The sequence below is a fragment of the Flagellimonas sp. B-3 genome, from assembly GCF_056857835.1.
Genome location: NZ_JBSXNW010000024.1, coordinates 435,097 through 447,360, shown reverse-complemented (window position 1 = coordinate 447,360; position 12,264 = coordinate 435,097). Strand labels below are relative to the sequence as shown.

The following is a 12,264-nucleotide window of genomic DNA, read 5'->3' as shown; positions in this document are numbered from 1 at the left end:
TAACGCTAGCGGAACTATAAATAACTGTCGCTGTTATTTTATGTTATATTTTTAATGAAAATGATGTAAAGCATTGTTATTATTGATAAATTTGATGGTAAGAAACACAATTTAGAGCGATTCTAAATTAAGTAAAAAGCAAGGTTAGATTGAAAACAAACATGAAAAATATCGCTAGAGGTTCGTATGACGAAATTTTGGTCGAGGACGGGATTTACATACTCAAGATCCAAAACGATGCCCAAGAACCAAAGCTTATTGAACGGGATATCGACAGTTCGTACATACAATTCCACTTTTGTTTAAAGGGGAGGTCAAAATTTAATTTTAACGAGGGCAACTATTATTTGGAGGTGAACGAAGAAAACTCCTTGCTCCTATACAATACCCAAAAGAATCTGCCTTTGGACCTTATTGTTTCGCCTGGTTCTTGGTTGCTTTCTGTTGTTATGACCATTAGAAAATTTCACTCCTTGTTTTCCGACGAAGCGGATTACATTCCTTTTTTAAGTGATGATAACAAGGAAAAGAAATATTATTCCCAAGAAATAGTGTCACCGGCAACCGCGGTTGTATTGAGTCAGTTGATGAATTTCAACCTTCACCCATCCATCAAAAAATTGTACTTGAAAGGCAAGGTATACGAATTGATTTCCCTGTATTTCAACAAAACCGAAGATGCAGATTTGGAACAATGCCCTTATTTGGCAGACGAAGACAATGTGCGCCGGATTCGGATGGCCAAGGAAATCATGATTTCCCGAATGGCTGAGCCACCAACCTTGGCCGAATTATCACAAGAAGTGGGGTTGGGCCTCAAAAAGCTAAAAGAAGGCTTCAAACAAATCTATGGGGATTCCGTTTTTGGATTCTTGTTCGATTATAAAATGGAATATGCCCGAAAAATGTTGGAAACGGGCAAACACAATGTGAACGAAGTAGGATTGAAAGTGGGGTACAGCACAGCCAGTCATTTTATTGCTTCCTTTAAAAAGAAGTTCGGCACTACACCAAAAAAATACTTAACTTCAAACGTCTAAAACTATGACTATGAGATTTACTGTACTGTTACTAACTTTTTGCTTTGTAGTTTGTGCTTGTGCCCAAGAGGAACCCGCAAAAGAAGAAGAAAATGTAAAAATGCCAGAATTGGTGATGGTATTTACCAAAACCGAAGGCTGGAGACATAAATCCATTGAAAAAGGAGTGCAAACCCTTAGGGAACTTGGCAGGCAGAATGGCTTTGTTGCTTTGCAAACCGAGTCAGGTGAAGACTTTACTTCCCAAAACCTTCAAAACTATAAATTGGTGGTGTTTTTGAATACAACCTTGGACGTATTGAACGATGCACAGCAAAGAGCATTTGAAGCGTACATCAAAGGAGGGGGTGCTTTTTTAGGGGTTCATGCAGCGTCAGATACCGAATATGATTGGCCTTGGTACGGAAAGTTGGTAGGGGGTTATTTTGTGAGCCATCCCAACGACCCCAACGTCCGGCAGGCAAAAATTGATGTGGTGAGCAAGGCGCATCCGTCCACGGAGCACTTACAAGATTCCTGGACTAGAACAGATGAATGGTACAACTTTAAGGATTTAAATCCAGAAGTTACTGTTTTGCTCAATTTGGACGAGACCACTTACGAAGGCGGAACCAACGGCTCCAATCATCCTATTGCGTGGTATCACGAATTTGATGGGGGAAGAGCTTTTTACACAGGCGGAGGGCATACCGAAGACTCTTATGACGAGCCCATGTTCCGAAATCATTTGCTGGGAGCCATTGAGTGGTGCCTAAAGCGAAAGTAAGGTCGGTCTTGCGACTATGATTCCAATATTACTTTTGATATTTTTAAGGTAATCCGCCAAGGGCAATTCGGACATTTCCACTTCGCCATTTTTGCTGGAGGCGTGTAATAAATGCAACCTTCCATCAGGTTGATGGATGGCGATTCCCGTGTGGGTTACGTCCAATCCTTTTATGGATGTGGCCAAGGCAAGAATGTCACCTGATTTGATGAGGTGTTCCTTACTTTCAATTTGGTCCTGTGGCAAATAACAAAGTTCTTCCTTGGCAAGTTCTTTTTCTACTGCCAACATCGCTTCAAAATTCTCGTCGCTGGCCAAAAATGGATAAAGATTGCGGTGCGTCCCCATAAAATTGATGGGTTTTTCCAGCTCCACACCACCCAGTTCAGCAGTGATATCTTTTACCAATCTCTTTTTCTCGTTGTTGCGAATCCATTCGGTAAAATAATGTAAGCGAGAAGGATACCCATCCAACTTCCCATTTCTATACCGAACGGTCTCCAAGTTTTGAGTAAAACTTTCAAAGTCTTTCTGTTGGTTTTGAAGCATCAAGCTGAAGGCCAGCACATTCTCCACAAAGGTGGTACAGTCCAGCCCACCAAAATTGACTACCAAGGTTTCCGTATCGCCAACCTCAAGGGTTTTCTCCACATAAGGGGTTTCCAGAAACGATTGGCCCACCAAGGCTATGGTATCGCCAAGACTGGAAGCTTTTGTTTGCTCTAAATCATTGATTTTGGTTTCAAACAATAATTTGTCCTCAGGCGAGCAAGTGATTTTTTGGGCTGAGGTGGTAGATAAAAGCCCTAGAAAGAAAAGCAGACATAAAATGTTGTTACCTGCCTTAATGCTTAAATTGGAAATATTCATGCGGTTTGTAGTATGTTTTTAAGTCTGGAGTGATAAATTCCACCTGAATCAAGTCAGTATAATTGATGAAATCTAAATGTAAGGATGTTGAGGTCAAATTTAGGTCTTCAATTCTTAAATTTGGATATGCTTGCTGTATTTCTTCCGGAATCTCACCAATTGTTCCAGAAAAATCAGGAGCAGAAACAACATTCCAGTTGGTTTGAATTAGGTCTACATATCTCTCACCTTCTTTAACTTCCCATAGAACATCTTTCATTTGATAATCCAAGTTGGTTTCAAATTGATAATTATAAATGGACTCATCTAAAACAGTTATTGATTTGTTCTCGGGAATTATAATGCTCTCAGGTTTATCGCCGAATTTTGTGTAAGCATAGGCGAACTCATCGGTATAATAACTGATAATGCTTAAATATTTTGAGTAAGCATCCAAGTATCCAAGTTTAAGAGGGACAGGAGGTTCAGCATCCGCGAAAAAATAGGATGTGAATTTTCCGCCCCTCAAACTGACGGATTGGTCATCATCGAACACGGCTGAAATAGAGGATAGTTTATATGTTGAAGTTGTGTTGGGCAACGTAACCTCCAAATAGCTGTCAAATGATTTAAAGTCCGAATAGTCCAAAATAATATCATCCCCGTCACTCACATTTTCTATGGAGTGGTATTTTAAATTATTGCTTGAATCATATATTGTAAAAAAGAAATCAGGGTTGTCATAAATCGGAATGTTCTCATGGGTATAATTGCTGGTAAACCCTGGAAGGTCTGGACCACTGGTTGCAACAAGAATCCCCTGTCTATCAGAAATCCATCGGTATTTTGGCGATACATTCTCAACTGTTACATTGAAACTGCCCGTTGAAGGGTTTCTAGGAGGATCGTTATTTGCTCCAGCATTTGGTGTGTATTTCCAATGTGATTCAGCCGATATATTTGGATACGATTTGATCGTATGCAACATTTCACCCTCAACTGAATTTTTGTAATTGAATAATGTAATTGTTAAATTATTGGGTTGTGTTTCTTCTTCTGAAACCTGAAATTCAAACATATCTCCAAATTCGAACGGTTTAAAGTCCAGTAAAAGACCATTTTCATCATGGATGATAATCCAATCATCAGTATCACCAGTATTGGTTAAAGCCTCAAATGTAAAATAGGTTACCATTTCTGGCTCTTGTTCTTCTGGGTTCTCATTTGTTGGTTCTTCACCTCCTGTAGGATTTGGATTTGGTTGTTGGGATTCATCTTTGGAGCATCCATAACAAATTAAAAAGATACCCAACAATATTGGAAATAGGTTTTTCATGTGCATAGTTTAGTTGCGCTAAAGATAAGTATCTCGATAAAATAGCGAAGAAAATTCTGTCAAACAGTAGAAAACAAAGTTGAACTTAGGGGTTGGTTTGATTATCATCTTTACGTTCAACCGTTAATCTTGTAGTCCTTGCAATACTCTCAGGATAATTTTCCTGCAAATATACAATGAGCTTTTCTCTTACATGTACGCGTAAATCCCAAGCGGTGGGAGAATCCTTGGCACTTACAAGGCACCTGATTTCCACATAATTGGGCTTGGTGTCCGTAACCTGAACCACATCCACTTTGCCGTTCCAGAGGTCGGTATTTTTTAATATACGGGTTTGTTCTTCCCTAATTTTATCAAACGGAACGTTATAATCCACATATAAAAATATGGTTCCCATAAGTTCCGATGAGGTCTTGGTCCAGTTTTGGAAGGGTTGGTTTATAAAGTAGGGAGTAGGAACTATCAATCGTCTTTTATCCCAAATACCCACTACCACATAAGTGAGCGTAATTTCTTCGATTCTGCCCCATTCACCTTCCACAATAACCACGTCGTCCAATTTTATGGGTTGGGCAATGGCGATTTGGATTCCTGCCAAAATAGTTCCGATAAATTGCTGAGCCGAAAACCCGATGATGATTCCCGCAACCCCCGCCGAGGCAAAAATACTGATGCCCACTTCCCGGATTTCTTCAAAACTCATCAGCATAAAGCCAATTCCCAGTAGAACTATTATAAAAATAAAAATACGCTCCAAAATGGTAAACTGGGTGTACACCTTTCGAGCCTTGAGGTTGTCGGCAGCACCAACATCGTAATGCTGGATAACAGTCTTTTTTATAATTTTAATTAGTGCGATCATAACCCAGGCCATGGCGAAGATAAAGAGGACAGTACTCGCTTTTTTAAACCAGTATTCGGCATTTTCGAGGTTTAAAATGTCTCGTAGGGCCTTCATTCGGAGCAGTACGGAGATAAAAATTAAAATTAAGGGAAACGCCAACCGTTTAAAGGCACTTTTGGGCAGCAAGTATTTTGGATTTTTCCCCAAGCGTTTTAGTATAATAGAAGTACCCCAATAAAGGATAACGAGCACAAGCAGGGCCACGCCCAAATAAATGAGGGATTCTTTGGAAACATTGTCGTAAAAAGACTCCATATTTCAAAAATAAGACAGAAAAGGTCAAGCAAGTAAGAATGCTTGAACAAAATCGAAAAACATTATTTCATCATAAGAAAGTATTTTGATGAGGAAAAGGCGATGTCCACTTCGTGTTGTATTTTAGCGGACTAAATAGAAAAGCCGTGAAAAAAGGAGTTTTATTGGTCAATTTGGGGTCGCCAGATAGCCCAACCGCCAAAGATGTTAAACCGTATTTGGATGAATTTTTGATGGACGAACGTGTTATTGATGTGAACCCCGTGCTCAGAAATATTATTGTTCGAGGGATTATCTTGAACACCCGCCCCAAAAAATCTGCGGAAGCCTATTCCAAAATTTGGTGGGATGAGGGTTCTCCATTGATTGTTATTTCCGAAAGATTCGCGGAAAAAGTGCAAAAACATACCGAGCTTCCCGTGGCCCTGGGCATGCGATATGGTTCGAACACCATAAAAGAAGGATTGCAGGAGTTGAAGGACAAAGGGGTCGATGAGGTTTTATTGGTGCCCTTGTACCCCCACTATGCCATGTCATCCTACGAAACGGTGGTGGTAAAAGCATTGGAAGTGCAACAGCAGGATTTCCCAGAAATGTACCTGACCACTTTACCGGCTTTTTACAGTAATCCGGATTACATCAAAATATTATCAAAAAGCATAGCCGAAGGCCTAAAGGGTTTTGATTATGACCATATCCTTTTCTCCTACCACGGTATTCCAGAAAGACATGTTAGAAAATCAGACCCGACCAAGTTCCACTGTCAACTAAATGGCAAGTGTTGCAAGACCAACTCGGTTGCTCACCATACCTGTTACAGGCACCAGTGTTACGATACCACCGAATTGGTAAAAAAACAATTGGGCTTGCCAGAAGATAAGGTGAGTACCTCTTTCCAATCCAGATTGGGCAGCGACCCATGGTTGCAACCCTTTACCGACAAAGAATTTGAACGATTTGGTGAAGCAGGTGTTAAAAACTTGGCCGTCATTACCCCGGCATTTGTTAGCGATTGCCTGGAGACCTTGGAAGAAATTGCCATGGAAGGAAAGGAGCAGTTCCAAGAAGCCGGAGGAGGTGATTACATCCACGTTCCGTGTTTGAACGATCGTGACGATTGGGCCGAACTCATGGCAAAATGGATCAATACTTGGGCCGAAAAAGCCGTTTTGCCCGAATATCATATCCGATAATTCCATTTCAATGCAACAAACAACCGTGGCATGGCCAAAATAACCTCAGATGAACTTGGACAGGAACCCATAGGAAAATTACTGGTCAAACAGGCCGTTCCTGCTTCCATTGGTATTTTGGTAATGTCCCTGAACGTACTGGTGGATTCTATTTTTGTGGGAAACTGGATAGGATCCATAGCCATTGCAGCCATTAATGTGGTGTTGCCCGTTTCCTTTTTTATTGCCGCTTTGGGTATGGCCATTGGTATTGGCGGATCTAGCATTATATCGAGGGCCCTGGGTGCCAATAATCGGGAAAAGGCCCTTAAAACTTTCGGTAACCAGATTACATTGACTTTATTGGTTACCATCACCATGGTGGCTTTGGGACTTTACTATGTGGATAACCTAATTCCAGCCTTTGGCGGTAAAGGCTCCATTTTTGAACCTGCCAAGATTTATTACACCATCATTTTGTACGGAGTTCCCTTTTTGGCACTCTGTATGATGGGCAACTCCGTAATCCGTGCCGAAGGCAAGCCTCGTTTTGCGATGATTGCCATGATCATTCCATCTGTGGGAAACCTATTGATGGATTATATTTTTATTTATGTGTTTGATTGGGGCATGCACGGAGCCGCTTGGGCCACCACGGTAGGCTATTTGCTTTGTTTCCTTTATGTGTTTTATTTTTTCCTATCGGACAATTCGGAATTAAAGATTGATATCTCCCATTTCGGGTTAGATCGGCCCATCTTACGTGAAATAGGTTCCTTGGGTTTTGTTACCTTGGCCCGCCAGGCCGTAACCAGCATTGTGTATTTGTTGATGAACAATATATTGTTCAATCTAGGTGGGGAGGCCATGGTAGCGGTCTATGCGATTATCGCCCGAATGTTGATGTTTGCCCTGTTCCCTGTATTTGGGGTCACCCAAGGCTTTTTGCCCATCGCAGGCTATAATTATGGTGCGGTTAAGTACGATCGAGTAAAGGAATCTATATATACGGCCATTAAATATGCAGCCTTGGTCGCAACCTTGGTTTTTGTGGTGCTTATGGTTTTCCCTTCGGAAATCGCATCCTTGTTTTTGAGCAATAGGCCCGAACTGTCCGCACAAGAAATAGCGACCAACAATTTTGTACTGCAACATACGCCCTTGGCCATGCGATTGGTTTTTGCCGCTACACCGATTATTGCTATACAGTTGATAGGAGCCGCCTATTTTCAGGCCATCGGTAAAGCCATTCCGGCTTTGTTGCTTACCTTGACCCGTCAAGGTTTCTTTTTTATCCCTTTGATTTTGGTGCTGCCCAATTTTATGGGAGAAATAGGGGTGTGGCTATCCTTCTGTATTGCCGATGTGCTTTCGACCGTGGTCACAGGTGTTTTTCTACGAAAAGAAATCAAATCTGAACTGTCCTAAATACTGTTTCTTTGATTTAGAATGTTTAATTTGGGTGGCCTAACTAAACATCCATGAAAAAATATATTCTAGCGGGCATAGCTGCTGTTTTGGCAATCGCCTGCGCCGAAAAACCCGAAAAAAAACCTATGTACACCCTATTTGTAGGAACTTATACCGATGGCGACAGCGAGGGCATCTACACCTACACTTTTGATGCAAATACAGGAGAACTGTCCAACCAAAAATTAGCGGCCAAACTGACAAACCCATCTTATTTGGCCATTTCTGATGATAAAAAGAATCTGTATGCAGTTCAGGAAACGGCAGATTTTGATAGTTTGGGCGGTGGTGTTACTGCCTTTAGTTTAAACAAGGACGTTTTGAAGCTTCAAAATAGTATGGGAACCCAAGGCGCACATCCTTGTCATGTTTCCCTTTCAGGGGATGGAAATTTGGCCGTTGCCAACTATACTGGGGGCAATGTTTTGATATTTTCTTTAAATGATGATGGCTCTCTGGCGGATAATCCACAGATGATTGATCATAAACCATTGGATTCCGTAAAAACATCCCATGCGCACATGGCCCAGTTCAATGCGGGTGGCCTTATGGTAACCGATTTGGGACTGGATGCAGTGAAACGATACAGTCAAAAGGACGGGGAGTTTGTTCCTGCCGAACAAAGTTCAATATCTTTTGAAGATGGAGCCGGTCCACGCCACTTTACCTTTGGTAAAAACGGTCAATTACTGTACGTCATCAATGAATTGAACAGTACCATTTCCGTTTTTGAAAAAGCTGGGAATGGAAATTATCAAGAAATCCAAGTGGTCTCTACTTTGGATGCCGATTTTGATGGAGAGAGCTTTTGTGCCGATATTCATTTATCACCGGACGGAAAGTTTTTGTACGGCTCCAACCGTGGTGAAAACACCATCGTAATTTTTGAAGTTGATGAAAACTCTGGTCAATTGGAATTGGTGGGAAGGGAATCGGTGCATGGGGATTGGCCGCGAAATTTTTCCATGGACCCAACGGGTGAATTTTTACTGGTGGCGAACAAAAAGACGAGCAACATTGCCATATTCAAAAGAGATGCTGAAAATGGCACCTTGACATTTTTAAACGAAGTAAAGCAACCTAATCCGGTTTGTTTGGTGTTCGAATAATGAATCAAGTGTCATTCTGAGCGTAGCGAAGAATCTCAAGTCTTGGGAAGAGATACTTCGTCGTTCTTTGCGACTCCTCAGTATGGTAGACTGATGCTTAAACAAATCGTCACATCGAGTGAAAACGCGAGGCGTTTTTGTATCGAGATGCTAATGTTCTAAGTTCTCGATACAATTTCCTTTGGAAACCACTCGAACTGACTTAATATTTATTTTTTTGAAAGGAACACAATCACCCCAATAACCACAAGTGCCGCTAGAACAGTAAAAAAGATTTTCCAAAAACTATAAGGTCGAGTGCCTGATATTTGTCCATTTTCCCCATTGATGAAAAAGTTGTACTCTTTTCCATTGTACCGATACGCGCTAACGTAAACAGGCAACAAAATATGTTTAAAGGTTTCTTCGGACAGTTTCATATCCATAGAAAGCACACGCTGGGTGTCGCCACCAATATCGCGCCTGCACCAAGAATCTGCAATGTCCTTTGCCACCTCTTTGGAATGCAAATGGCCATCTTTTAAAGGGATGGTATATTTTTCGGTAACAAATCCAGATAAAAATCCACTGTTGAACGGTTGAAGCTCTTTCAAATCCCAAAAGGCAATTTTACTTGGAATTCTTCCGGTTTTTTGGTGCGAGGCTTTGATCAACGTATCGTCCACAAATCCGGAAACCTCCCCCGATGCAGGGTACCATCTGGTTTTCCTGACCCTTTGGGTCACCATTTTGCCATTGGCATTGCGCACTCTTCGGGTCTCGTAATAATATTCTCCCCGCTGACCTGTGTAGGAGGCGTACAGTTGCGCATCAAAAGTCCAATAGGGTAAATACAGGCCTTTGGTAAATTGAGGGTCGAGAGCGGCTTTTTTTAAGTTGTTGGGGGCGAACCACAAGTGCTTTACCCACTTCTTAAAAATGGCAAAGGATTGTTTTTTGTCAATTTGAAAGGGGAGGACTGCACCAGGTAAGATCCAGTTTTCCTTGTGGGCATCTTCGATGACCAAGGGTTGCCCGCAATACACACAATGGAGCGATTTGTAGTTTTCCTCAACATGTTGGTCGGCCCCACAATTTTTGCAATGCAGCATGGAAATTTCCTCACTGTGCTTTTGTGAACCCATTTCCTGTAAAAAAGGGTACAGCTCCAACTCTTCAAAACCGCTTTCTTTTATGGAGATGTTCTCTTCATGACCGCAGTATTCACAACTAATGCTGGTGGTGCCAGGTTTGTATTTTAGCTCTGCCCCACAATTGACACAAGCTTTTTTGAGTTCGGTCTTTTGGATTTTTTGTTCTTCCATATCTTCTTTCCCGCAAAAACGGGAATCAATAGAAATTAAAATGTACTGTTAAACTATGTTTGCTAGAGGTTAGAATTATATTGATCTTTAAAAATAGATGAATACAAAAGAGAAAGAGCCAGACTGTTTATTGTTGTTGGTTTAAAAACAGCTCGAAATATCCGTCCCTTTCTGCAGATGCCTAAAGATTGAACGGTTCATCGGGCCAAAAGGCTGACTTAGAATTGATAATCTACGGGCATTTAAAAACTATATATGCATAAAATTATAGGAATCGGCATTGGCAAGCAAACTTTTGATGTTTATTTTAAGAAAGAAAACAAGATAATCCTTGGTGTTTGCTTAATTGCCCCGTAAACTTTTAAAAAGCTGATTAAAGGTTTTCCATTGGCGGGCCGAGCCGTGGTGTAAGACTTTGGTCCATTTTAGGTTCAACGGACAGGTCAATTACTAAGATAAGCATAGTCTATTTTTAGGGTGCCCAAAACCTGTAAACCTCAACTGTGCCGATTAATGGAATCCGTGTAGGGCAAGCATTGATATAAGCAAAAAAAATGGCCCAAAACGGGCCATTTTCAATATAAAAAACTTTAATCTATTTCAATTCCCAACCTTTGCGGTAATCGCGGGTTACCCAGTCGTTGGCCTTCTCGTAATTGGTAATCTTCATGTTGTCGCCATCCCAAAAAAGTTTTCTTCTTCCAGGAGAGTTGTAAGGACTCCAATCGCTCGGAGTTTTCCCTTCTTGCAACTCTTTGTATTGAAAGGCTTTAACGGCCAAGTTGCCCATGAGTACGGTTTCGGTAAGTCTTCCTGCTTTTTCAAAGTTGGAAGAGGTGGGCGTACCGTTTTGGCAACCATCCACAAAATTGGCGAAGTGTCCACTCATTCCACCGGGCACTCTAACGTATTTAGGGGCCGGGGATTTGTACAGGTCCATCATTTCGGATGGCAACAATCTTGCATTTCGGGAATAGGTATCGCATACCAATATGCCTTTTTCACCGTACATAACGGTTCCGCCACCATCATCACCGATGGTTTCATCATCTTTAAGTTCATCGGGCAAGTTTGGTTTTATACCACCATCATACCAGTTTAAAGCGATATCGCCGTGCTCTTCGTGCTCAAACTTCAAGTGAATTTTGGAAGAAGGAGGACAGGAATGGCTATAATCCGCTTCCACAAAATCATCTACCCAAACTGTAGTGCAACTTGCTTCTGCCTCTTTGGGATAACCAAGGTCAAGAACGCTAAAAGGTGTTTCCATAATGTGGCATCCCATATCTCCCAAAGCTCCAGTTCCGAAGTCCCAGAAGCCTCTCCATTTAAAGGGAAGGTAAGCATCGTTGTAGTCCCTCATTTTGGCCGGTCCCAACCAAAGGTCCCAATCCAATCCTCTTGGAATACGGTCTTTTTTTGTAGGCAAGGGAACGCCTTGTGGCCATACGGGTCGGTTGGTCCAACAATCTATGGTGTGTACTTTTCCAATAATGCCCGATTCTACCCATTCGCGTGCTATTCGGCTGCCATCGCTGGATGCTCCCTGGTTCCCCATTTGGGTTACGATTCCCTGTTCTTTTGCAACTTGGGTCATTAAACGTGCCTCATGAATATTGTGGGTCAACGGTTTTTCCACGTAGGCATGTTTTTTTTCACGCATAAACGGTAAAGAAATGGTGGCGTGTGTATGATCTGGAGTTGCCACGGCAATGGCATCAATATCGTTTATATGTGCATCAAAAACCTTTCTAAAATCCTTAAAACGCTTTACATCGGGGAATTGCTCGTAGGTTTGTTGGGCGCGACGGTCATCCACGTCGCAGAACGCCACAAATTTTACCCTTCCGGTATCGTTTAAGCCATTGATTACGGAATTCCCCCTTCCGCCAACACCAAAACCGGCTACATACAGCGTGTCACTTGGGGGAATGTGGGTCCTGCCCATTACATGGCTTGGGACAATGGAAAACGCAGCTGAAGCGGCCGCGGTGTTTTTGATGAACTTTCTTCTTTGCATTTTGTTTAGTTTGATTTAAGTGAAATCCCAAGATACAAA

At 41.8% G+C, this 12,264-nt stretch carries 10 protein-coding genes; 5 read left to right on the top strand and 5 right to left on the bottom strand.

Features of this window, described 5'->3' with window-relative positions; translation table 11 throughout:
• Window positions 1-161 precede the first annotated feature (161 nt).
• A complete protein-coding gene (locus tag AC13CS_RS14520) occupies window positions 162-1,040 on the top strand; it encodes a helix-turn-helix domain-containing protein (protein WP_293166566.1) in 879 nt (292 codons plus the stop codon).
• A 10-nt stretch (window positions 1,041-1,050) separates the two neighbouring features.
• Window positions 1,051-1,806: a ThuA domain-containing protein gene (locus AC13CS_RS14515; RefSeq protein ID WP_293166568.1), complete on the top strand. Its 756-nt coding sequence runs from the start codon at window positions 1,051-1,053 to the stop codon at window positions 1,804-1,806.
• Here the strand turns inward: AC13CS_RS14515 and AC13CS_RS14510 are convergent.
• From AC13CS_RS14510 to AC13CS_RS14500, 3 genes are all read right to left on the bottom strand, one after another.
• A complete protein-coding gene (locus AC13CS_RS14510; RefSeq protein ID WP_293166570.1) occupies window positions 1,792-2,676 on the bottom strand; it encodes an N-acetylmuramoyl-L-alanine amidase-like domain-containing protein in 885 nt (294 codons plus the stop codon). The genes AC13CS_RS14515 and AC13CS_RS14510 overlap by 15 nt on opposite strands.
• Window positions 2,651-3,991, bottom strand: coding sequence for a hypothetical protein (locus tag AC13CS_RS14505; RefSeq protein WP_293166572.1), 1,341 nt, complete (start codon window positions 3,989-3,991; stop codon window positions 2,651-2,653). Before AC13CS_RS14505 ends, AC13CS_RS14510 begins: the two co-directional genes overlap by 26 nt.
• A gap of 85 nt (window positions 3,992-4,076) precedes the next feature.
• On the bottom strand, window positions 4,077-5,150 hold the full coding sequence (locus AC13CS_RS14500) for a mechanosensitive ion channel family protein (protein WP_293166574.1): 1,074 nt from the start codon (window positions 5,148-5,150) through the stop codon (window positions 4,077-4,079).
• Between the two features lie 146 nt (window positions 5,151-5,296).
• On the opposite strand from AC13CS_RS14500, the gene hemH reads away from it, so the two are divergent.
• The 3 genes from hemH to AC13CS_RS14485 are packed head-to-tail and all read left to right on the top strand — an operon-like array spanning window position 5,297 to window position 8,901.
• A complete protein-coding gene (hemH, locus tag AC13CS_RS14495) occupies window positions 5,297-6,343 on the top strand; it encodes a ferrochelatase (protein ID WP_293166576.1) in 1,047 nt (348 codons plus the stop codon).
• A 30-nt stretch (window positions 6,344-6,373) separates the two neighbouring features.
• Window positions 6,374-7,750, top strand: a complete 1,377-nt coding sequence (locus AC13CS_RS14490; protein WP_293166578.1) for an MATE family efflux transporter — start codon at window positions 6,374-6,376, stop codon at window positions 7,748-7,750.
• A gap of 53 nt (window positions 7,751-7,803) precedes the next feature.
• A complete protein-coding gene (locus AC13CS_RS14485) occupies window positions 7,804-8,901 on the top strand; it encodes a lactonase family protein (RefSeq protein ID WP_293166580.1) in 1,098 nt (365 codons plus the stop codon).
• A 209-nt stretch (window positions 8,902-9,110) separates the two neighbouring features.
• On the opposite strand, the gene AC13CS_RS14480 is transcribed toward AC13CS_RS14485, so the two are convergent.
• Together AC13CS_RS14480 and AC13CS_RS14475 are read right to left on the bottom strand one after the other, a co-directional pair.
• Entirely contained in the window at window positions 9,111-10,205 is a 1,095-nt protein-coding gene (locus tag AC13CS_RS14480; protein ID WP_293166582.1) for a DNA helicase PriA, read from the bottom strand.
• A gap of 595 nt (window positions 10,206-10,800) precedes the next feature.
• The gene (locus AC13CS_RS14475; protein ID WP_293166584.1) at window positions 10,801-12,225 is read right to left on the bottom strand and encodes a Gfo/Idh/MocA family protein; all 1,425 of its coding nucleotides are present in this window, start codon (window positions 12,223-12,225) and stop codon (window positions 10,801-10,803) included.
• Window positions 12,226-12,264: the final 39 nt, after the last annotated feature.